This is a genomic window from Chitinolyticbacter meiyuanensis (assembly GCF_008033135.1).
In the GTDB taxonomy this organism is placed as follows: Bacteria; Pseudomonadota; Gammaproteobacteria; order Burkholderiales; family Chitinibacteraceae; genus Chitinolyticbacter; species Chitinolyticbacter meiyuanensis.
Genome location: NZ_CP041335.1, coordinates 2,502,007 through 2,523,786, shown reverse-complemented (window position 1 = coordinate 2,523,786; position 21,780 = coordinate 2,502,007). Strand labels below are relative to the sequence as shown.

The following is a 21,780-nucleotide window of genomic DNA, read 5'->3' as shown; positions in this document are numbered from 1 at the left end:
ATGGCTGCACGCACCTTGTCGCTGGGGCAGGTCGGCTGGTACGGCAAAATTCCTGCCGCCGGCGATTTCGTGGCCCGCGATTTGCCCTATGCCTTGTTGCGAGGGTGGGAGCACTGGATGCAGCAGGGCCTCGCGGCGCTGCAGCAGGCTGATCCGCAGATGCTGCCGCGCCATTACGCAGTGGCACCGGTATGGAATTTCCTGCTGCCGGCAGGATTGGGAGCTGACTACGTGCAGTTGGGTTCGCTGGCGCCCAGTTGCGATCGGGTAGGGCGCTATTACCCGGTGGCTGCCATGTTGCAGCTGCCGCTGGCGGGCTTCGTCGGCACCGGCCTCGACCAGGCGGCAGTGATCTATGAACACACCGGCGCGGCCTTGCTGGCCGCCATCCGCCACGGTCATTCGCCGGACCGGTTGAGCAGCGCGCTCGCGTCGCTGCCCGGCGCCTGGCGCGGTGCCATGCCACGCAGCAGCGCCCCTGGCGTGCTCGATCCCGCCGCGACCGGCGTGACGGCGTGGCCGGGGCTGTCGCAGTACTTCGATGCCGGGGGCACCACCAGCTTCTGGTGGACCCACCAGGGCGACGGCTCGCCCTTGCAGACCCATGCCCACACCGGTGCGCTCAACAACGCGCTGTTCGCCCGCCTGTTCGGCCCTCAGGGATATGCCGCATGAGCACCGAGATGCTGAACGACATCACGACCATCGAATCCGGCCCGACGCAGCCGCTGCCGCTGGGCCATCGCATGGGCGAGCTGGAGATCACCGGCGTGCTGGGCGTGGGCGGCTTCGGCATCGTCTACCGCGCGTTCGACCATGCGCTGCAGCGGGTAGTGGCGATCAAGGAATACATGCCCAGCATGCTGGCGATCCGCCGCGGTGACTTGACCGTCTCGCTGCGCAGCGATCGCTATGCCGCCACTTTCCGCGCCGGGCAGAGCGGCTTCATCAACGAGGCACGGTTGCTGGCGCAGTTCGACCATCCGGGCCTCATCAAGGTATTGCGCTTCTGGGAAGACCACGGCACCGCCTATATGGCGACGCCGTACTACGAAGGCCAGACGCTGAAGCAAAGGCTGGCCGGGGGCAGGGCGCTGGCGGAGGCCGAGGTGCTGCGACTGATGGCGGCGCTGCTCGGCGCGCTGGAAACGCTGCATCGCGCGCAATGCTTCCACCGCGACATCGCGCTCGACAACATCCTGATCCAGCCCGACGGCCGCCCGGTACTGCTCGACTTCGGTGCCGCGCGCAAGCTGATCGGCGATCTGGTCGACGACAGCACCATCATGCTCAAGCCCGGCTACGCGCCGATCGAGCAATACACCGACGATCCCGCCTTCCGCCAGGGGCCGTGGACTGATCTCTACGCGCTGGGCGCGGTGATCCATGTGCTGGTCAGTGGCGAGTTGCCGCCGGCCGCCGTGGTGCGCAGCATCCAGGACAGCTACGTGCCGCTGGCCGGCCGCGCGCTGGGCTACAGCCAGCGCCTGCTGCAAGCTGCGGACAAGGCACTGCAGGTAAGGATCGAGGATCGGCCGCAGAATGTGGTCGCCTTCGCCGCCTTGCTGGGGCTGCAATCCAACGCGCCGGGGCAGTACAGCGTGCCAGACGTCACGCCCATCGCACCGGCTGCGTTACCGACGCCCGAGCTGGAGCAGGAAGCGGTAGTGGCACCGGCCCAATCCGCCGAGTCCGTTGAACCCGCCGTAGCAATCGTTCCGGAGCCAGTGGCCGAGCCATTGCCTGCATCATCCCCCGAAACGGCGACATTATTGGCGCCGGCGCAGCCGGTTCGGCGGCGCTGGGGCGTCTGGGCGCTCGCGGCGGGTGCCGCCGTATTGCTGCTTGGTGGTGGGGCCTTTGCCTTGCTGCAGTCGCGCCAACCGGTCGAAGTCCAGCTGGTGGCCGCCGACAGCCCGCAACCCAGCCCACGCCCGGCGACACCGGTCCCCACGGTGGCGCCCGTGCCGACCGCTGCGCCGGCCTCTGCCGTGGCAGTACTGCCGACGCCGGCCGTCGATGTGGCCGAGGCCGCGTGGCTGGAGGCGCGTTCGCTCGGTACCGCTGCGGCTTATCAGGATTACCTGCAGCGCTACGTCGGCGGCAGCCACGAAATCGAGGCGCGTAAAGCATTGGCCGAGGCCGTAGCGCGTGAGCAGGCCTTGCCCTCCATCACGCCGACGCCGGAAGCCAAACCGCTGGCGGTGAAGTTGCAGATTGCGCCCTGGGGCGAGGTGTACGTGAACGGCAGCAAGCGCGGGGTGAGCCCGCCGCTGAAGTCCTTGTCGCTCGCGCCGGGCAGCTACGACATCGAAATCCGCAATGGCACGCTGACGCCGTTCCGCACCCGCATCGAGCTGGTGGCCGGTAGCAGCGGCAACGTGATCGGACACCGCTTCGAATGAACGCCACGATGCACCCACCCCTGTCCGATCGATTCACGGCACTGTTGGCGCCGGTCAGCGACACCGCGCCCGGCGGGCCGGACCTGGAGTACGACGCGGGTTTCCTGCAGCTGATGCAGGCGGCCCAGCCGCGCTCCGAACAGCAGTACGGCGACACCATCATCCCGGCGCAGCAGCCCGAATGGCGCGAGGTGGCCGTGCAGGCCGAGGCGCTGCTGGCACGCAGCAAGGATCTGCGCGTGGCGGTGTTGCTGGGGCAGGCGTGGACGGAGCTGCATGGGCTCGCCGGCTACGCCGACGGACTGCAATTGGTGGCCGGCTTGCTGGCACAGTTCGGCCCGGTGCTGCATCCGGCGCTCGAAGAGGATGGCGTGACCGACCCGCTGCCACGGCACAACGCACTGGCCGGGCTGGTCGACCCACAGCAGGGCCTGCGCGCGCTACGCGCCGCGCCACTGGCGGCCACGGGCCTGGCCTGGCGTGATGCAGAACCGGTGCTCGATGGGGCGGCAGATGTCTTCCCCGGTGGTAGCGACCGGCTGCGTGGTGAGCTCACCCGTGCATGGGCAGGGGGCGACCCGAGCTTGCGCGCCTTGCCCGCCGCGATTGCCGCCCTGGATGCCATCACTGCCCACTGCGAAGAGACGCTGGGCATCGCCTGGGTGCCGGATACCGCCGGGGCACGCCGCGTGCTGCAACGGGTGCTTGATATCTGCCAGCCCAGCCTGGAGCGCGCCCCTGCCACGCTGGATGCCGCGACGCCGGTGGCGGCAGCGCCGCTCGTTCAAAGCGGCGTGGACTGGCGCGCGCTGGAGCTCGCCAGCCGCGAAGACGTGCACCTGCTGCTCGACAAGATCTGCCACTACCTGGAACGTCACGAGCCCAGCCACCCGGCGCCCATCCTGTTGCGACGGGCGCAGCGGCTGATGCAGCTCGGCTTCTACGACATCGTGCGCGATCTGGCGCCCGACAGCCTGGGCCAGATCGATCTCCTGATCGGCAGGAGCAATGGATGACCTGCCGCTTCCTATCGGGCGCCGTGAGCGCCACCCGACCGTTGTCCCACCGAGGAGCCCAAGACCATGGCTGATCACAGAAACGCCGGCAGCGGCCAGAAGTTCGTCGCGCGCAATCGCGCGCCGCGCGTGCAGATCGAGTACGACGTCGAAATCTACGGCGCGGAGCGCAAGGTGCAGCTGCCCTTCGTGATGGGCGTGCTGGCCGATCTGGCCGGCAAGCCGCACGAGCCGCTGCCTGAGCTGGCCGAGCGCAAGTTCATGGAAGTGGACATCGACAACTTCGACGAGCGCATGAAATCGCTGCAACCACGTGTGGCCTTCCAGGTGCCGAACACGCTGACGGGCGACGGGCTGCTGCAGGTCGACCTGACCTTCGAGCGGCTGGACGATTTTTCGCCGGCCCACGTGGCACGCAAGGTCGAGCCGCTGGGCAAGCTGCTGGACGCCCGTACCCAGCTCGCCAACCTGCTCTCCTACATGGATGGCAAGAGCGGCGCAGAGGAGCTGATCGGCCGCGTGCTGCAGGACCCAGCCTTGCTGCAGGTGCTGGCCAGCACGCCCGCCGCCGAGCTGGCCGACCCCACCACCGATGCGCGCTGACCGGAGGCGACCATGAACCAGGCCGATACGCTGCTGACCCGCGAGCGCGAAACCGAATATGCCGAGAGCGAATTCGCCGCGCTGCTGCAGAAGGAATTCCGCCCCAAGACCGAGCAGGCCAGGAGCGCCGTCGAGAATGCCGTGCGCACGCTGGCGCAGCAGGCGCTACACCAGAGCGTGACCATCTCGGCCGATGCCTACGGTGCCATCCAGGCCATCATCGCCGAAATCGACCGCAAGCTCTCCGAGCAGGTGAACGAGGTGCTGCACCATGCCGAGTTCCAGCAGCTGGAAGGGGCGTGGCGCGGCCTGCATCACCTGGTGAACAACACCGAGACCGACGAGCTTCTGAAGATTCGCGTGCTGCCGATCTCCAAGAAGGAGCTGGCGCGCAATCTCAAGCGCCACAAGGGCGTGGGCTGGGATCAGGGACCGCTGTTCAAGAAGGTGTACGAAGAGGAATACGGCCAGTTCGGTGGAGAGCCCTTCGGCTGCCTGATCGGTGATTTCCAGTTCGATCACAGCCCGCCCGATGTCGAAACGCTGGGCGAGCTTGCCCGCATCGCCGCCGCCGCGCATTGCCCCTTCATCGCCGCTGCGGCACCTGCCGTGATGCAGATGGAATCGTGGCAGGAGCTGGCCAATCCGCGTGATCTGACCAAGATCTTCCAGAACACCGAATACGCCGCCTGGCGCAGCCTGCGTGCCTCGGAAGATGCGCGCTACCTCGCGCTCACCGTGCCGCGTTTCCTGGCCCGCCTGCCTTACGGCGCGCGTACCAACCCAGTGGACGAGTTCGATTTCGAGGAAGACACCGACAGCGCGAACCACGATCGCTATACCTGGGCCAACTCGGCCTATGCCATGGGCGTGAACATCAACCGCTCGTTCAAGCAATACGGCTGGTGCTCGTCGATCCGCGGCGTGGAATCGGGCGGTTCGGTGGAAAACCTGCCCACCCACAGCTTCCCGACCGACGACGGTGGCGTCGACATGAAGTGCCCGACCGAGATCGCCATCAGCGACCGGCGCGAGGCGGAGCTCGCCAAGAACGGCTTCATGCCGCTGATCCATCGCAAGAACTCGGATTTCGCCGCCTTCATCGGCGCGCAATCGCTGCAGCAGCCGGCCGAATACACCGACGCCGACGCCTCGGCCAATGCGCGGCTCTCGGCGCGCCTGCCGTACCTGTTCGCCTGCTGCCGCTTCGCGCATTACCTCAAGTGCATCGTGCGCGACAAGATCGGCTCGTTCCGCGAGCGCGACGAGATGGAGCGCTGGCTCAACGGCTGGATCATGAACTACGTCGATGGCGATCCAGCCAACTCGTCGCAGGAGACCAAGGCGCGCAAGCCGCTGGCCGCCGCCGAGGTCCTGGTCGAAGAGCAGGAGGACAACCCCGGCTACTACGCCGCCAAGTTCTTCCTGCGCCCGCATTACCAGCTCGAAGGGCTGACCGTATCCCTGCGGCTGGTTTCCAAGCTGCCGTCGCTGAAAGAGGCCGACGGCTGAATCCCGGCAATCTCCCCCATATCGACAAAGGAGTAGTAACCCATGGCCGCATCAATGTTCATGAAGGTGGATGGCACCACCGGCGAATCGAAGGACAGCAAGCACAAGGGCTGGAGCGACATCCAGTCGTTCTCCTGGGGCGCGAGCCAGCCTGGTTCCATGGCGGCAGGCGGTGGCGGTGGCGCGGGCAAGGCCAGCTTCAACGACCTGTACGTGACGGCCTACATGGATAAATCCAGTCCGGCCATCATCAAGCACTGCGCCACCGGCAAGCACCTGGACAAGATCGAGCTCTCCGCCTGCAAGTCCGGCGGCGACCAGATCGAGTTCGCCAAGATCACGCTGGAAGAGGTGCTGGTGACCTCGGCCCAGGTCAAGGGTACCGACCCGAACGATCCGCAGGAGCGCTTGATCATGAACTACGGCTTCCAGGCCGCGCGCGTGCGCAAGCAGTACTGGGAGCAGACCGACCGTGGCGGCCAGGGTGCCGAGATCGCGGTGGCATGGAACATCAAGGAAAACAAGGAAATGTAAGCACCATGGCGGGTGGCCCTTGGGCTGCCCGCCGCAATTGGCTCCATACCATGAACCGCCTCGACCCCATCGATCACGTCACGCTGGCCACGCAGCTGGCGAGTCTGGAAGCGCAAGTGCGCCAGCGCCCGGCCGATGCCGACCTGCGTGCCGCGTTGTTTCAGCTGTTGGCGCTGCACGGCGACTGGGCCCGCGCCGCGGCGCAGCTGGAGACCTGCGCGCTGTTGCAGCCGCAGGCGGGCGGATTGCAGTCGGCCTACGCCGGCGCGCTGGCCGCCGAACAGCAGCGCCACGCCGTGTTCGCCGGTGCCGCCGTTCCACAACTGGCCCATCCGCAAGCGTGGCTGCAGTGCCTGATCGATGCGCTGCGCGAAGATGCGCGAGGCGAAGCGCTGGCCGCTGCCACGCTACGCAGCCAGGCCCGTGCGGCGGCGCCGATGTCGCCCTGTACGCTGACCTTGGCCGACGACACCCAGCACCGTGGCGACTGGCTCGCCGACGGCGATAGCCGCTTGGGGCCGGTGCTCGAATTCATCAGCAGCAGCCACTATGGCTGGCTGCCGTTTTGCGCACTGCGCAGCGTGCGCCTCGCGCCGCCCGTCGCACTGTGCGATCTGATCTGGCAACACGCCGAGATCGAACTCGTCGATGGCAGCCGCCAGGTCGGCTTCGTGCCCACTCGCTATCCATCGACAACGCCCCTGGATGACGCGCAGCTGCTGGCGCGCCGTACCGACTGGGCTGGGCTGGGTGACGACGATTACTACGGCATCGGCCAGCGGATGTGGCTGACCGAACACGACGAATACGCCCAACTCGATCTGCGCGAGCTGGTGTTCGCGGAGGCGCACGATGCGTAAGCCGCAAAGCGATGGTGTGCGCAGCCGCGAGCGGCTGATGCCCGCGCTGCTCGATCGACTGACCGATACGCAGCCGACGCAGCGCAGCGAAGCCGACATGCCGGGGCAGGGCAGTGCCGCCTTGCGCACGGCCGTGCTGCGCGATCTGGGCTGGTTGCTCAACGCCACCAGCCTCGCCGCCGGGGTCGATCTGTCGCGCTTTCACGAGGCACGGCGCTCGGTGCTCAACTACGGCGTGCTGCCGCTGGCCGGCAAGCGCGTCTCCGAGCTTGACTGCCAGGAGCTCGCCAACGGCATTCGCCTCGCCATCCTGCACTACGAACCGCGGCTGTTGCCCGACAGCGTGGAAGTGGCGTGCGTCAGCCACCTCGATACGTTGGCGCTGCGCAACGAGCTGGCGTTCGAGATCCGCGCGCGGTTGTGGGCGCAGCCCTATCCGCTGGCTTTTATGGTGCGCTCTGAACTCGATCTCGAAAGCGGCCACACGGTGCTGCGCGATCTGGTGGAGGGCTGATGGACGCACGGCTGCTCGACTACTACAACCGCGAACTGGGCTACCTGCGTGAAATGGGCTCCGAGTTCGCGGCGCAGTATCCCAAGGTGGCGTCGCGCCTTGGCATGCAGGGCATCGAGGTGGCCGACCCTTATGTGGAGCGGCTGCTCGAAGGCTTTGCCTTCCTGACCGCCCGCGTCCAGTTGAAGATGGACGCCGAGTTCCCGCGCTTCTCGCAGCAGTTGCTCGACGTGGTCTACCCGAACTACCTGGCGCCGACGCCGGCCATGGCCATCGTGCGGCTGCAGGCCAGCCTGAATGAGGGCAGCCTCGCCGCCGGCTTCACCCTGCCGGCAGGCACGGCCTTGCGCGCCAATCCAACGCGCGGCGAGCAGACCGCGTGCGAGTTCCGCACCGGCCACGCGCTGACATTGTGGCCACTCACCCTCAACAGCGTGCGCTTCGCCCCCGTGCCGGCCGATGTGCCAGCGGGGCCGCAACGGGCGCGCAGCCGCACCGCCTTGCGCATCGGGCTGACCATTGGCGGTGGCCAGCGCTGCAACACGCTGCCGCTCGACCAACTGGTGTTCCATCTGGCCGGGCCCGAGCAGCGCGCACTGCGCCTGCTGGAGCTGGTGCTGGGGCACACGGTGGCGATCCATTGCCGCGAGCCCGGCACCAGCGGACGCTGGAGCGCCGCCATCGCGCCGGAAGCGCTGCGCCACGAGGGCCTTGCCGCTGACCAGGCTTTGTTGCCGAACGATGGCCGCACCTTCCAGGGCTACCGGCTGCTGCAGGAGTACTTCGCCTGCCCGGCGCGACTGTTGTTCTTCAGCATCGGCCAACTGCAACCCGCGCTGCGCGGGCTATCGGGCAACCAGTTCGAGATCCTGCTGCTGCTCGATGAAGACGATGCGGCGCTGGCGCGCAACGTGAACGAAGACGACCTGGCGCTGCACTGCACGCCGGCGGTGAATTTGTTTCCCAAGCGCACCGATCGTGTGCTGGTCACGCCGCAGACGCACGAATACCACCTGGTGGTCGATCGCACCCGGCCGCTCGACTACGAAGTACACAGTGTGACGCGCATGGTCGGGCACAGTGGCGACGCGCCAGAGCGCGAATTCAGACCGTTCTACGCCTCGTTCGGCGCGGACCGCCGCGACTACGGCGCCTACTACACGCTGCGGCGCGAGCCGCGCCTGCTGTCGGACAAGGCGCGGCGCGAGGGCACGCGCACTGCTTATGTCGGCAGTGAAGCCTTCATCTCGCTGGTCGACCAGCACGATGCCCCCTTCAGCGCCAACCTGCGCCACCTCGCGGTCGAGACGCTTTGCACCAACCGTGATCTGGCGCAGTTGCTGCCGCTGGATGGCGCAAGCGATTTCTCGCTGGCCGTTTCGGCGCCGGTGGGCGCCATCAAGGTGCTACGCGCGCCGACCCCGCCGCGCCCGGCGCTGGCCGATGGCGCCATGGCCTGGAAGCTGATCAGCCATCTCGGCCTCAATTACCAGGGCCTGGCCGAACAGGATGGTGAAGCCGGCGCCAGCGTGTTGCGCCAGTTGCTGGGGTTGTACCTGGGTGAGGCGGAAACCAGCCTGCAGCGCCAGGTGGACAGCCTGCGCCGCGTGACCTTCAGCCCGGTGTTCCGGCGGCTGCCCGTGCCCGGCCCATTGGTGCACGGCCGTGGTGTGCATGTGGCGATCACGCTCGATGAGCAGGGCTTTGCCGGCGACAGCCCCTATCTGTTCGGCGCGGTGCTGGAGCAGTTCTTCGCCCGGCATGTAGCGATCAACCTCTTTACCGAGCTCAGCCTGCACAGCTTGCAGCGTGGCCGGCTCGCCGATTGGACGCCCCGGATGGGCGCGAGGCCGGTGGCATGAACGCACCGCATCGCCTCCTGCCTTTGTTTGATCGCCCACAGTGGCAGGCACTGCGCGAGGCCCCGTACGCGCATGATCTGTTCCAGCTGCTGCGCTGGCTGGATGCGCGCAAGGACAGCGCCGTGCCGCTGGGCCGCGCGTCGCTCCCGGAGGAGGAGCCGATCCGGCTGGGTCAGCGCGCGTCGTTGTCGTTCGCGCCTTCCATGGTGGCGGATCTGGACGAAACCGCAGCGGCGCGGCCCAAGCTCGCCATCTACGGTTTCGGCCTGTTCGGCCCCAACGGCGCCTTGCCACTGCACCTCACCGAATACGCACGCGAGCGCGAACGCATCCACGACGATCCAACGCTGACCGCGTTTGCCGATCTGTTCCACCATCGATTGATCCTGCTGTTCTATCGCGCCTGGGCCGATGCGCAATCGACAGCCAGCCTCGATACGCCCGGCGCCGGGCGCTTCGATGGCTATGTGGCCAGCCTGCTTGCGCTCGATCTGCAGGCCGCGCGGCGCGACGACATCGGCCTGCATGCGCGCTATTTCCAGGCGAGCCACTTGGCGCGGCAGACCCGCAATCCGGAAGGCCTGCAGCAGATACTGCAAAGCTATTTCGAGCTGCCGGTGCGGCTGATCGAGCACGTGCCGCACTGGGTGAAGCTGGACCCCGAGCACTGCCTGACGCTGGGCACCCGCATGGGTCAAGCATTGGGGCAGGGCAGCACGCTGGGGATCGCGGTGCGCGATGCGCAATCGCGCTTCCGGCTGGTGCTGGGCCCGATGCCGCTGGCCAGTTATCGCCGTTTCCTGCCCGGTGGCGATGCCGCCAAACTGCTGCAGCGCTGGGTGGATGACTACGTGGGGCTGGAGCTGACCTGGGATGTGCAACTGCTGCTGGCGTTTGATGCGGTGCCGGCCGGCGCGCTGAGCCAGGGCCAGCCGCTAGGCTTGGGCAGCTGGCTGGGGCGTCGTCCCCAGCGCGGCCCGGCGGACGATCTCATCGTCGATTACTCACGGCGCACGCGCGCCACATCACGGAAACACCATGTCTGACATCAGCCGCGCCGCGCTCTTTGGCAAGCTCGATCCACTGCTGTTCGCCGCGCTGGAAAGCGCAACCGCCTTCTGCCGCCTGCGTGGCAACCCCTATGTGGAGCTGGCGCACTGGCTGCACCAGCTGTGGCAGGGCCCGGCCGGCGACCTGCAATGCATCGCCGAGCGTTTCCGCCTCGATGGCGATCGGCTGGAGCGCGATCTCTTGGCCGCGCTCGACAAGCTGCCGCGTGGCGCTGGGGCGGTGAGCGATCTTTCCGGCCATGTCGACGATGCGGTGGAGCGCGCCTGGGTCTACGGCAGCCTCAAGTTCGGGGCCACCCGCATCCGTGGCGCCCACCTGCTGGTGGGCCTGCTCAAGACTGCCGCGCTGCGCCATGTGCTGTTCGGCATCTCGCGTGAGTTTGAGCGGGTGCTGCCCGACGTATTGGTCGATGAGCTGGCGAGCATCACTGCGGCTTCGGCGGAACCGCATGACGAGCCAGCAGCGACTCCGACGACTGCACCGCAAGCCGGTAGCAAGGCGCTACAGCAATACGCGGTGGACCTCACCGCACGGGCGCGGGCCGGCGAGATCGACCCGGTGACCGGGCGCGACGAGGAAATCCGCCAGTTGATTGATGTGCTGCTGCGCCGACGCCAGAACAACCCCTTGCTCACCGGTGAAGCTGGCGTCGGCAAGACAGCAGTGGTGGAAGGCCTGGCGCTGCGGATTGCCGCCGGCGAGGTGCCACCGGCGCTGCGCGACGTGTCGCTGCAGTTGCTCGACATTGGCCTGTTGCAGGCGGGTGCTGGTGTGAAGGGTGAATTCGAGCGCCGGTTGCGCCAGCTGATCGACGAAGTCCAGGCCAGTGCCCGGCCGGTGATCCTGTTCATCGACGAGATCCACACGCTGGTGGGCGCCGGCGGCCAGGCCGGCACGGGAGACGCGGCCAACCTGATGAAGCCGATGCTGGCGCGCGGCGAGCTACGCACCATCGGTGCCACCACCTGGGCCGAGTACAAGCGCCATATCGAGAAGGACCCGGCACTGACCCGCCGCTTCCAGGTGGTGCAGGTGAACGAGCCGGATGAAGCGCGCGCGATCACCATGCTGCGCGGCGTGGCCGACCGGCTGGCACGCCACCACGGCGTGCTGCTGCTGGACGAAGCCCTGCGCGCAGCGGTGGCACTGTCGCACCGCTACATTCCCGCCCGCCAGTTGCCGGACAAGGCGGTGAGCCTGCTCGACACCGCCTGCGCGCGCGTCGCGATCAGCCAGCATGCGCTGCCGCCCGCGCTGGAGGATACGCAGCGCCGTATCACCGCGCTGCAACTGGAGCAGGACACGCTGGCGCGCGAAGCGCGGCTGGGCGTGAGCGATAGCGGACGCTTGCCGGAACTGGCCGCGCAGTTAAGCGAGGCTGAGGCGCAGCTGAGCGCGCTGGATGCGCGTTGGCGCGAGGAATCGGCGCTGGCCGAACGGGTATTAGAGCTGCGCGAAACGCTGGCGCAATTGCCGCAACACGACGAGACGCATCGTCGTGGCGTGCTGGCCGAGCTGCGCGAGGTGCTTGCCGAGCTCTCCACCCGCCAGGCTGAATCCGCGCTGGTGCTGCCTGCGGTGGACGAGCAGTCGGTCGCCGCCGTGGTCGCCGACTGGACCGGCATTCCCGTCGGCCGCATGGTGCAGGACGAAGCCAGCGCGGTGCTGAATCTGGCCGATACGCTGGCCCAGCGGGTGATCGGCCAGCAGCACGGGCTGGAAGCGATCGCGCGCCGGGTACAGACCGCCAGGGCCGGGCTCGACGATCCGGCCAAGCCGGTGGGCGTGTTCCTGCTGGCCGGCCCTTCGGGCGTGGGCAAGACCGAAACGGCGTTGGCGCTGGCCGAAACGCTGTATGGCGGCGAGCAGAATCTCATCACCATCAACATGAGCGAGTTCCAGGAAGCGCACACCGTCAGCACGCTCAAGGGCGCGCCGCCGGGCTATGTCGGCTATGGCGAAGGTGGCGTGCTCACCGAGGCGGTGCGGCGGCGGCCCTACAGCGTGGTGCTGCTCGACGAGGTGGAGAAGGCTCACCCGGATGTGTACGAGATCTTCTTCCAGGTGTTCGACAAGGGCTGGATGGAGGATGGGGAAGGGCGCTACATCGATTTTCGCAACACGGTGATCATCCTCACCTCCAACGTCGGCAGCGAGCTGTTGCAGCAGTTGTGCCGCGATCCGGCTTTGCTGCCCGATGCACAAGCGCTGGCTGGTGCGCTGCGTAGCCCGCTGCTGCAGGTGTTCCCCGCTGCCTTGCTGGGGCGGCTCACCGTGGTGCCGTACTACCCGCTGTCCGATGCCATGTTGGCGCGCATCATCGCGCTGCAGCTTGATCGCATCGCCGCGCGGCTGCACGGCCAGCATGGCGTTCATTTCCACTACACGCAGGCTGCCATCGCGCAGGTGGCGCAGCGCTGCACCGAGATCGAATCGGGCGGGCGCATGGTGCACGCCATCCTCACCCAGCACGTATTGCCGCAGATCAGCCGCGAGCTGTTGACGCGCACCGGTACCGCCACGCCGCTTGCCAGCGTGACGCTGGATGCCGATGAGGCCGGCTTCGCCTGTCGCTTTGACGGGATCGAAGCCACGGCGCCGACCGTCCTCACGCCGGACGAGGTGATGGCATGAACGCACGCGGGCTTTGGTCTAGGGCCTGGTCTTACAGGGGGAGCATCCGATGAATCGCATCGTTACCGCCCATACGCCGCTTGGCGAGGAAGCGCTGCGCTTTCGCGCCATGAACGGCAGCGAAGCGCTGTCGCAACTGTTCGAATTCGAGGTTGAGCTGCTGTCGGACAGTCACTCGCTCGATCTCAAGGCCTTGCTGGGCAAATCGCTGACGCTGGAACTGGAAACACAGGGCGAAGGTGCGCGCTACCTCGATGGCATCGTGGCGCGCTGCATGCTGGTCGGGCGCGAGGACAACACGGCGCGGCAATATCGTTACCGCGCCACGGTGCGGCCGTGGCTGTGGCTGCTGACGCGCACCCAGGACTGCAAGATCTTCCAGAACCAGACGGTGCCGCAGATCCTGCAGACGGTGCTTGGTGAATATGGCTTTGCGCTCGAGTTGCGCCTCACCGGCAGCTACCGGCAATGGGGCTATTGTGTGCAGTACCAGGAGACTGACTTCGCCTTCGTCAGCCGGCTGATGGAGCACGAGGGTATCTACTACTTCTTCCAGCATGCGCTGGGCAGCCACACGCTGGTGCTGACCGACGACATTGCCACGCACGAGCCGTTTCCCGGCTACGACAGCGTGCCGTTCTTCACGGCAGATCGTGCCGTCACCGCGCAGGAGGAATGCATCGATGTCTATCACGTGGCCGAGGAGATCGCCCCCGGCAGCTATGTGACGGACGACTACAACTTCACCACGCCGCGCGCACGGCTGCAGAACCAGCGCAGCAACCCGGCTGCGCACGAGCATGGGGAATACGAGATCTATGACTGGCTGGGCGGCTACAGCGAACACGGCGAGTCCGATCACTACAGTCGCATCCGGCTGGAAGAACTGCAGGCCGAACGTGAGCGCGACGAAGGTCATGCCACTGCACGCGGCTTGGCGCCGGGTTTCCGCTTCACGCTGCGCAACTGCCCGCGCCCGGAAGCTAACCGTGAATACCTGGTCGTTGCCGTTACCTACCGCTTGAAGGAGCCCGGCTACGCCAGCAGCAACGAGCAGGCGTACTACGAGTTCGATTTCGTCACCCAGCCGACCAGCCTGCCGTTCCGCCCGCGCCGGATCACGCCCAAGCCGCGTACCAATGGCCCGCAGACCGCGGTGGTGGTGGGTCCTGCCGGCGAGGAAATCTGGACCGACCAGTATGGCCGGATCAAGGTGCAGTTCCGCTGGGACCGCTACGGCCAGATGGACGAGAACAGCTCGTGCTGGGTGCGGGTGTCGTCGAGCTGGGCCGGCTCCACCTTCGGCGGCATGTATATTCCGCGCGTGGGGCAGGAGGTGATTGTCGATTTCATCGCTGGCGAACCGGATCGGCCCATTGTCATCGGCTGCACTTACAACGCCGACCAGATGCCGCCCTTTGGCCTGCCGGACAGCGCCACGCAAAGCGGCTTCGTCAGCCGCTCGCTCAAGGGCTCGCCCGAGAACGCCAACGCGATCCGTTTCGAGGATAAACCGGGCGAGGAGGAGCTGTGGTTCCACGCCGAACTCGATCATCGCACCACGGTGGAGCGCGACAAGACGCACGACATCGGCAACGACCGCAGCGAGACCATCGGCCGCCACGCCAGCCAGACCGTGAAGGGCAACAAGAGCACGGCCATCCTGCAGAACTACGACCACACGGTGGAAGGTTCCAGCACCCGCAAGGTGATCAAGCAGGCCGACGAAACCTACGAGAACACCTGGGCGCACACCTCACTCGGCGCTTCCACCGTGACGCGCAAGAGCGCGCACGACCAGACTTATGAAGACAGCTACACCCATCGGGTGAAGGGCGCGGCCACCAAGACCTACGAAGCGCCCGAGACGCGCACCAACGAGCAGGTCTTTGCCCACACGGTGCTGGCCGATCATACCCACGACGTGACCGGCTCGCACATCGTCACCATCGGCCAGGACCACGACACCACCGTCACCGGCAGCCGCTACACCACGGTGACGCAGGGGCACACCGTGACGGTGATGCAGGGCTCCAGCTACCACACCGGCGGCATGCACTCGCTGACGGCGGGGGATGTGACGATCTCTGCAGGCAGCGGCGGGGGCGGTGCCAGCACCAGTTTCAGCAACGCGGTGCTCGGCGATGGCTCGATCAGCATGAGTGGAACCAAGATTTCCACGCAGTCGCGCTTCAACCTCGATGCCAGTTCGATCAAGGGTGCGGCGGCTGGGCTCAATGTGAGTGCTGATGGCATCAAGATGGCCGGCACGCTGCTGAATACCGCTTACAACGGCTATGAGTTCAAGCGCAACGAGATCGGCAAGAAGGAATACACCTTCTTCAAGAACGAAACGGTATCGGTGGAGCACAAGAATGTGCTCACCTCGTACGAGAAAGGGATGGTCCATACCACCAAGGGGCAGTTGGTCCGCATCCTGGGTGGCGGTACCTACAAAAGCGAACTTGGAAAGAAAAAGGACAAGACCCCTGATAAGTTCAAGTTCAGCAAGAAGCACGATACCAAGGGCAGCTTCGATGCGGCCAAGGCGGCGGCACGGCAGGCGCGACAAGCCAGGCTCGATGCGGTAAAGAACACGGTTTCCTCAGCAGCCAAAGCTACGGGTTCTGCAGCGAAAACCGCCGGGCAAGGCGTGGCGAGCGCGGCCAAGGCGACCGGCAAGGGCGTTGCCAGCGCTGGCAGGTTTGTTGCGAAGGGGATAGGCGAGGCCGGCAGCTTTGTCGGGCGCTCGATCTTCCGTCGAGGTGGTGGCGGCAATTGATGCACCCGTTTCATGCCGCGCTCGAATCAGTGCCTTTACCTGGCGCGTACTGAAGCGGGTCGTTTCGATCTACAAGAGCACTAGCAAGGGAAGAACGTTTGAACACCATCGTCAAGACAAGCCTGATTCTCGCCGTCATCGGCGTCGTCGGATTCCTGGTGTGGCTGGGTGCATCGGCCATCCTGCCGATCATGGCCATGCAGGATAAGGAGGCTAGGCTACTGAAGGCCGGTGTGAGCCGGACTGGCGTGATCGCGGCCATCGCACCGACGCAGAACTTCGTGAACAACCAGCCGGTGGCTGCAATCACTGTGCGTTTCGCCCAGGCAAGCAGCGAGCGCAGCGTGAGCTTCGAGCAGGTCATTCCTTATGTTCATCTGGCTCAGTTGCAACCAGGCCAACAGGTCCCCCTGCGTGTCGACCCGGCTGACGACCAGCAACTGATCGTGGACTTGCCGCGATTGACTGCAGCGCAGCCTGCGGCGGCAGGAGGCTGAGTGGAAATCGTCAAGCCGCTGCGTCTGGGCGTACTGACCAGGCCTTTTCGCTGGCGCGGTACAGATCAGCTCGGCTTTACCGTTTTCGCGTTGTCCACGCTGGGCGATGAACCGCAGTTGCTGCACGAGCAGGCATTGTGGGAATTGCTTGCCGACGAACTGGATGATGATCTTGTGTTCGACCTTGGCGTACCGAAGGCACATGCCGAGTACCTGGTTTCTGGGTATGCCTTTGGCGTGCATCAGCATGCGCCTGGTGTGTGCCTGGTCGGTGCCGAGGTCGACGACAAGGCCAAGCAGTTGCTGATCCATGGGGATCGCTACTGGCTGGCCGGGCAGGCCAGCGCGCCGCAGCCATTCGAACGCCTGCCCATCAACCGGGCTCATGCCTATGGCGGCCCCGATTACCCGGTCAATCTCCACGGCAGGGGTAGGGCGAATGAGGAGGTCAACGGTGTGTCGGTGCAGCGCGTGCCGAATATCGAACGGTCCGATGAGCCTTTGCGCTCGCCGCGGCAGCAGCCGACCACGGTGGCTGGTTTTGGGCCGACGCCTCCCGATCTGCCACAGCGCCTGGCCAAACTGGGCACACACGACAGGCAATGGTTGGAGCAAGCCTTCCCCGGGTTTGCCGACGATCTGGACTGGAGCGCCTTCAACGCTGCGCCGGACGATCAGCAATGGCAAGGGCGCCCGGCACTCGCACCGGGTTTGCCCTATCGCTTCCTGAACATGCACCCGGAATCCGCCGTAATGGCGGGGCGGTTGCCGCAAGGCGCTGCACGCTGCTTCGTTCGCCGGCACGGCAGTGCCAGTCTGGAAGAGGTCGGTCTACGCCTCACCACGGCGTGGTTCTTTCCGCATCTGGAGTGTGCAGCACTGATTTATCACGGCAGCCTCTCGCTGGCCGACGGTGAGGTGGGGCTGGTAATGCCGGCCTTCGATGCAGGCGATGCGCCTCGCGATCTGGCGCACTTCGAAACGGCGCTGGCCCAGCGGTCGGACCCCGAGGATGGCGACCTCTACGCCTATCGGGATGAGGACCTGATCAGCCCGAGGTTGCTGGGGCCGGGCTTTGACCTCGACGAACTGCCAGTCGACCCGCCGGGGGCCATGGCGCGCTATCAGCAAGGCCGGCTCGATGGGTTGCTGGCAGAGCACTTTGCCGACTTCGATGTCACGCCCCCGCCCGGCGCACCCCCGACCCTACGCCGCCTCGCGGACCTGCCGGTGTTCTCGCGTGATCTGCAGGCGCAAGAGGCGCAATGGTTGGCCGATCTCGACGCACAGCGCGAAGCTTGGCCGGTGCTGCCCAGACCGGATCAGGCGGCGGACAGATACAGCGAGCAAGCGGCGCCATTTGACTACGCAACACAGCTTGCGCTGCTGCACGGCTCCGGCTTTCTTGATGCGCCGATGCCCGATGCCCCGGTAGACCGCGAAACGTTGACTGAACAATTGCGCAACAGCTACCGGCAGTCCGTTCAGTTCTGTGGCGCTGCGCCAAAACTGGACGGCGACGCCGCTGCCAGCCTGCGTCAGGCGGTGATCGCCCGCTATGCACTGGATCGAGACCTACGCGATTTCGACCTTACCGGCGCCGACCTGTCCGGACTCGACCTCTCCAATGCCGACTTGCAGGGCGGCTTGCTCGAAAGTGCCGATCTCACCGGCACCAGGCTGGACGGGGCCAACCTGCAGCAGGCCATTCTGGCCCGGGCGACCCTGCAGGGCACCTCGTTCGCTTCGGCCGATTGCAGCGGCGCCAACTTCTCCTGCGTCAGGGCGGAAGCGGTGGCGTTCCGCGAGGCGATACTGGATGACACCCAATGGTGGCAATCGATCTGCAGCGAGTGCGATTTCAGCGGCGCCCAAATCGGCGGGCAATGGCACGATGCCCTGTTCGTCGACTGCAGCTTCTTGGCGGCCCGACTGCAGGAACTGGAGTGCCACGATGTCGAATGGTTGGGGGCCGATCTACGCGATGCTGTGCTCGTCGATGTTTCGCTGGTGGACAGCCAGCTGCAAGAGGCCGATTTCTCCGGCGCGCAACTGCAGGACTGCAGCTTTACCGCATCGACGCTTGATGGCGCTCTGTTCTGCGGCGCCTCGCTCGATGCCTGCTGCTTTGCGCTCGAATCTACGCTCGATAGCGCCGATTTTTCCGGTGCCACGGTCGCCGATGGCCAGTTTCGTGAAACGTGTATGCGCCGTAGCGCTTGGCGTGCAGCCATCGTGACCGAGAGTGACTTCTCCGGGGCTGACCTGGAAGGCGCGGATCTGGGCGGCATCCAGGCCCCAGGCACCCTTTGGCTGGACACCCGCTTGACCGCAGCCATACTCGATGGGGCCAACCTGATGCAGGGGGTGTTCCAGCAGGCGGATTTGCGGGCGTGCAGCCTCAAGGACGCCAACCTGTTCGAAGCGGACCTCGGCAACGCGTGGATGGATGCAAGCACCGTGCTCGATGGCGTCTTGGCGGAGCGGGTACAGACCTTCCCGCGTAGGCCAGTCGCCAGGGAGCCCGCATGAGTACGCTTGAATTGCTGCTTGCCACCATCCAGGCAGGGGAGCCGGTGATCGGCCTCGACGCACCAGGGCTGGATTGCCACGGTGCCGATCTCTCGGGCGCGCTGTTCATGGGTTGCACCTTTAGCGGTGGCAACTTCGCCTGCGCAGCGCTCAATGACGTGGTATTCAGCGAGTGCCAGCTGGAAAACGCCGATTTCCAGCATCTGGATGCCGAGGGCGTGCAGTGGCAGGGCTGCGCGATGGCGAAAACACGCTTCGATGCGGCCATTCTCGCCGACGCGAGCTTTGTGCGATGCGATCTGACGGCGTTGAGCGCCCAGAATGCGGTGCTGGAAGATGCGCACTGGTTGGAGTGTGACCTGACTGGTGCGCGGTTCAACCAGATGGTGGCCAGCGAACTGGCCTATACCGACTGCGTGCTTGAGCAGGCCGATTTCAGTGGCGCCCGGCTGATCGATGCCACACTGTTCGACCTTGACCTGCGGACCGCTTGTCTTGACGGCGTGGACATGCCTGGGGCTGTGCTGAGTCGGTCTGATCTGACCGGACAGAACCTCCGCGGCCAGCAACTACAGGGCTGCCAATTCACCGAATCCTGCCTCGATGGGACCGATTTCAGCGGCGCCGACCTGACCCAGGCTGTGTTCAAGTCAGCCAGTCTGACCGGGGCAAAGCTGATCGACGTGACCGCTCCCAACGCGCTGTTTCCCGATGCGGATTTGAGCGATGCCGATTGCCGCCACGGGCAATTCAGCCAGAGCGTCTGGGAAGGTGCGCTGTTGGCCAACGCGAATTTTTCAGGGGCGGATCTGCAGATGGCCATGCTGCAGCGTTGCCAGCTGTCCGGCGCCAGCTTCGTGCATGCGCACCTGCAGCATGCGGAGTGCTCCTACACCGATTGCACGGCGACCGATTTCAGTCATGCCTTGTTCACCAACACCCGGTTTCACCGCGCCTTGCTGGCAAATGCCCGGTTTACCAGCCGTTCCGGCGTGATTGAACGCGACGATGCGCTGTGGCAAGCCGAACTGCGCGCCGTGACCGCATCACATCGCTAACCCGCTTTCCGCCCGATCCAAGGAGATTGCCATGTCCGTGAGTCTGCTCGAACCGATCACCGCCACGCCGGCCCAGGCCCTGGGCGTGATCCTCGCCAACCTGGGGGAGGGCATGTTCCTGGTCGATTGCGCCGGGCGGGGTGTCGGCTGCCGCCGCGCGGCGAGCTGCTTGTTGTTGCCGGAGGTCGGCGATACCGTGCTACTGGCAACCGCAGGCACGCAGCATTACCTGGTCGCCGTCATCGAGTGTGCCAGCCATGCAGCACGCATTCAGGTCGAGGGCGATCTCGTATTGTCCAGCGCTCAAGGTGCTGTCCGGATCGAAAGCGCCACCGCCCTGCAACTTGAGGGGGCTCGATTCGGCTTGAACGCCAAGGAGGGCGATGTCCGGATCGAGCAGTTGCGTTTCAGCGGCAAGCGCTGGGAAGGCGCGGTCGGCACGTTGCGTCGCGTCGGGCAGCTTTGCGAAACGCTGGTGGACCGGGTGATGGTCATTGCCAAAAGCAGCTTTCGCCGCGTAGCGCAGATCGAGCAAGTTCGTGCGGCACAGCTCGATTACGAGGGGAGCGCGCGAGTGCGCATCCGGGGCAAGTACACGGCAGTGACCGGCCGCGATGTCATCAAGGCCAAGGCACGCCAGGTTCATATCGGCTAGGAGGACAGATCGTGTTCATGAATACCCAGCAGAAAGGCAAATGCCTGGCGTTTCCCGATGTCTGCAAGACGCCCCCGCAGATGCTGCCCATCCCCTACCTCAACCAGGCCGATGCCAAGATGTCCCGCCCTGGTTGCTACCACGTGCTGGTTAACCGCATGCCCGCGCACAACATGGGTACGATGACCTTCATTACGACCGGCGACGTGCAAGGCGCCCTGGGCGGCATCATCTCCCAGCGCTTCATGGCGCAGTCGCGTTACGTCACCGGCGCCTTCACCGTACTGCTGAAGAACAAGCCGGCCACCCGCCTCACCAGCATGACCCTGCAGAACAACAACAACGCGCCCGGCATGCGCATCATGCCCAGCCAGAACGTGGTGTTGCTGCTGGCGCCATGAATCTGCTCGAGATCGAAGCGCCAACACCGGTTGATGTGCAGGCGCCTTGGCGCGAGGAAGTGTTGTTCCTGCCGTCGCGGGATGATCCGCCAGTACGACTGGTCACCACGCTGTATCTGCCCGCGACAGGCGCCGGGCCCTTTCCCTTGCTGGTGTTCAACCATGGCAAGCCGTACGCCGGCCCGGCCAGTGTACGTTGCGAACCCACGGCACTCGCGCGCGCGATGACACAGGCCGGCATTGCCGTTGCGGCGCCCAATCGCAAGGGCTTTGCCGATTCCGGCGGGCGGCATGTCAGCCACTGGCGCAATCCGCTGTCCGCTGCGCTGTGTTGCGCACAGGATATCGCCGCCGCTGTCGATGGCCTGAGCCGTCATCCCGAGATCGATGCGAACCATATCGTGGTCGCCGGGCATTCCTACGGTGCCCTGGGTACACTGGCTTATGGCCGCCAGGCATCTGCCGGCGTAACGGCAATGGTCAACTTCATGGGCGGCCTGCGTGCAGAGCACGAGGCGGGTTGGCAACAACCGTTGCTGGAGGCGTTCCGCTACTTCGGCAAGCGCACCCGCAAGCCCGCGCTCTGGTTCTACGCCCGGAACGACAGCTTCTGGCACATTGACGACGCGCGGCAGTTCCACGCGGCATATGTTGCATCGGGGGCTGAAGCGGAATTCATCGATCTCGGCACCTTCAAGGAAGAGGCCCACTATCTGGTACTGGACGAGGAGGGCGTCGCGCTGTGCGCACAGCGCTTACTCCCGCTCTTCGAACAACACGGCATTGAATCGGATCATCGCACGGCCTAGAGCCGTCGATACCGCCGAAGCCCTATCGCATTCGC

Annotated in this window: 18 protein-coding genes; all 18 read left to right on the top strand. The window is 65.8% G+C overall.

All coding sequences use genetic code 11. The features are described 5' to 3' along the window. Nucleotides 1-675 carry a type VI secretion system-associated protein TagF gene (gene tagF, locus FLM21_RS11975; RefSeq protein WP_222846693.1) on the top strand — a complete coding sequence of 225 codons (675 nt, stop codon included), beginning with the start codon at nt 1-3 and terminating at the stop codon, nt 673-675. Beyond that, a complete protein-coding gene (locus FLM21_RS11970; protein WP_222846692.1) occupies nt 672-2,405 on the top strand; it encodes a serine/threonine protein kinase in 1,734 nt (577 codons plus the stop codon). Before tagF ends, FLM21_RS11970 begins: the two co-directional genes overlap by 4 nt. An 8-nt stretch (nt 2,406-2,413) precedes the next feature. Continuing rightward, the gene (gene tssA, locus FLM21_RS11965) at nt 2,414-3,421 is read left to right on the top strand and encodes a type VI secretion system protein TssA (RefSeq protein ID WP_148715782.1); all 1,008 of its coding nucleotides are present in this window, start codon (nt 2,414-2,416) and stop codon (nt 3,419-3,421) included. A 66-nt stretch (nt 3,422-3,487) separates the two neighbouring features. Next, on the top strand, nt 3,488-4,024 hold the full coding sequence (gene tssB / locus FLM21_RS11960; protein ID WP_148715781.1) for a type VI secretion system contractile sheath small subunit: 537 nt from the start codon (nt 3,488-3,490) through the stop codon (nt 4,022-4,024). Between the two features lie 12 nt (nt 4,025-4,036). Further along, nucleotides 4,037-5,536, top strand: a complete 1,500-nt coding sequence (gene tssC, locus FLM21_RS11955) for a type VI secretion system contractile sheath large subunit (RefSeq protein ID WP_148715780.1) — start codon at nt 4,037-4,039, stop codon at nt 5,534-5,536. Between the two features lie 42 nt (nt 5,537-5,578). Then, nucleotides 5,579-6,070 carry an Hcp family type VI secretion system effector gene (locus FLM21_RS11950; protein WP_148715779.1) on the top strand — a complete coding sequence of 164 codons (492 nt, stop codon included), beginning with the start codon at nt 5,579-5,581 and terminating at the stop codon, nt 6,068-6,070. Between the two features lie 50 nt (nt 6,071-6,120). Beyond that, the gene (locus FLM21_RS11945) at nt 6,121-6,930 is read left to right on the top strand and encodes a type VI secretion system accessory protein TagJ (protein WP_148715778.1); all 810 of its coding nucleotides are present in this window, start codon (nt 6,121-6,123) and stop codon (nt 6,928-6,930) included. After that, nucleotides 6,923-7,444 (top strand): type VI secretion system baseplate subunit TssE, encoded by a 522-nt coding sequence (gene tssE / locus FLM21_RS11940; protein WP_148715777.1) that lies wholly within the window; start codon nt 6,923-6,925, stop codon nt 7,442-7,444. Before FLM21_RS11945 ends, tssE begins: the two co-directional genes overlap by 8 nt. Next, entirely contained in the window at nt 7,444-9,306 is a 1,863-nt protein-coding gene (gene tssF, locus FLM21_RS11935) for a type VI secretion system baseplate subunit TssF (RefSeq protein WP_148715776.1), read from the top strand. Before tssE ends, tssF begins: the two co-directional genes overlap by 1 nt. Then, nucleotides 9,303-10,352 carry a type VI secretion system baseplate subunit TssG gene (tssG, locus tag FLM21_RS11930; RefSeq protein WP_148715775.1) on the top strand — a complete coding sequence of 350 codons (1,050 nt, stop codon included), beginning with the start codon at nt 9,303-9,305 and terminating at the stop codon, nt 10,350-10,352. The genes tssF and tssG overlap by 4 nt, the downstream gene beginning before the upstream one ends. Further along, nucleotides 10,345-13,011, top strand: coding sequence for a type VI secretion system ATPase TssH (tssH, locus tag FLM21_RS11925; protein ID WP_148715774.1), 2,667 nt, complete (start codon nt 10,345-10,347; stop codon nt 13,009-13,011). Before tssG ends, tssH begins: the two co-directional genes overlap by 8 nt. A gap of 49 nt (nt 13,012-13,060) precedes the next feature. Next, on the top strand, nt 13,061-15,793 hold the full coding sequence (locus tag FLM21_RS11920; protein ID WP_148715773.1) for a type VI secretion system Vgr family protein: 2,733 nt from the start codon (nt 13,061-13,063) through the stop codon (nt 15,791-15,793). Between the two features lie 98 nt (nt 15,794-15,891). Beyond that, entirely contained in the window at nt 15,892-16,290 is a 399-nt protein-coding gene (locus tag FLM21_RS11915; protein ID WP_148715772.1) for a hypothetical protein, read from the top strand. Further along, a complete protein-coding gene (locus FLM21_RS11910) occupies nt 16,291-18,822 on the top strand; it encodes a DUF2169 family type VI secretion system accessory protein (RefSeq protein WP_148715771.1) in 2,532 nt (843 codons plus the stop codon). It abuts the gene before it with no gap. Beyond that, on the top strand, nt 18,819-19,880 hold the full coding sequence (locus FLM21_RS11905; protein WP_148715770.1) for a pentapeptide repeat-containing protein: 1,062 nt from the start codon (nt 18,819-18,821) through the stop codon (nt 19,878-19,880). Before FLM21_RS11910 ends, FLM21_RS11905 begins: the two co-directional genes overlap by 4 nt. A 31-nt stretch (nt 19,881-19,911) precedes the next feature. Then, nucleotides 19,912-20,535: a DUF3540 domain-containing protein gene (locus tag FLM21_RS11900; RefSeq protein ID WP_148715769.1), complete on the top strand. Its 624-nt coding sequence runs from the start codon at nt 19,912-19,914 to the stop codon at nt 20,533-20,535. Nucleotides 20,536-20,552: 17 nt separating this feature from the next. Beyond that, entirely contained in the window at nt 20,553-20,936 is a 384-nt protein-coding gene (locus tag FLM21_RS11895; RefSeq protein ID WP_187360193.1) for a DUF4150 domain-containing protein, read from the top strand. After that, nucleotides 20,933-21,745, top strand: a complete 813-nt coding sequence (locus FLM21_RS11890) for an alpha/beta hydrolase family protein (RefSeq protein ID WP_148715767.1) — start codon at nt 20,933-20,935, stop codon at nt 21,743-21,745. The genes FLM21_RS11895 and FLM21_RS11890 overlap by 4 nt, the downstream gene beginning before the upstream one ends. The last annotated feature ends 35 nt before the right edge of the window (nt 21,746-21,780 follow it).

Excerpts from the sequence above, each read along its gene's own strand:
- tagF (WP_222846693.1), top strand. The coding sequence starts at position 1 with ATGGCTGCACGCACCTTGTCGCTGGGGCAGGTCGGCTGGTACGGCAAA.
- tssE (WP_148715777.1), top strand. The coding sequence starts at position 6,923 with ATGCGTAAGCCGCAAAGCGATGGTGTGCGCAGCCGCGAGCGGCTGATG.
- FLM21_RS11900 (WP_148715769.1), top strand. The coding sequence starts at position 19,912 with ATGTCCGTGAGTCTGCTCGAACCGATCACCGCCACGCCGGCCCAGGCC.
- FLM21_RS11920 (WP_148715773.1), top strand. The coding sequence starts at position 13,061 with ATGAATCGCATCGTTACCGCCCATACGCCGCTTGGCGAGGAAGCGCTG.
- tssC (WP_148715780.1), top strand. The coding sequence starts at position 4,037 with ATGAACCAGGCCGATACGCTGCTGACCCGCGAGCGCGAAACCGAATAT.
- tssB (WP_148715781.1), top strand. The coding sequence starts at position 3,488 with ATGGCTGATCACAGAAACGCCGGCAGCGGCCAGAAGTTCGTCGCGCGC.
- FLM21_RS11970 (WP_222846692.1), top strand. The coding sequence starts at position 672 with ATGAGCACCGAGATGCTGAACGACATCACGACCATCGAATCCGGCCCG.
- FLM21_RS11905 (WP_148715770.1), top strand. The coding sequence starts at position 18,819 with ATGAGTACGCTTGAATTGCTGCTTGCCACCATCCAGGCAGGGGAGCCG.
- tssH (WP_148715774.1), top strand. The coding sequence starts at position 10,345 with ATGTCTGACATCAGCCGCGCCGCGCTCTTTGGCAAGCTCGATCCACTG.
- tssF (WP_148715776.1), top strand. The coding sequence starts at position 7,444 with ATGGACGCACGGCTGCTCGACTACTACAACCGCGAACTGGGCTACCTG.
- FLM21_RS11895 (WP_187360193.1), top strand. The coding sequence starts at position 20,553 with ATGAATACCCAGCAGAAAGGCAAATGCCTGGCGTTTCCCGATGTCTGC.
- FLM21_RS11945 (WP_148715778.1), top strand. The coding sequence starts at position 6,121 with ATGAACCGCCTCGACCCCATCGATCACGTCACGCTGGCCACGCAGCTG.
- tssA (WP_148715782.1), top strand. The coding sequence starts at position 2,414 with ATGCACCCACCCCTGTCCGATCGATTCACGGCACTGTTGGCGCCGGTC.
- FLM21_RS11890 (WP_148715767.1), top strand. The coding sequence starts at position 20,933 with ATGAATCTGCTCGAGATCGAAGCGCCAACACCGGTTGATGTGCAGGCG.
- tssG (WP_148715775.1), top strand. The coding sequence starts at position 9,303 with ATGAACGCACCGCATCGCCTCCTGCCTTTGTTTGATCGCCCACAGTGG.
- FLM21_RS11950 (WP_148715779.1), top strand. The coding sequence starts at position 5,579 with ATGGCCGCATCAATGTTCATGAAGGTGGATGGCACCACCGGCGAATCG.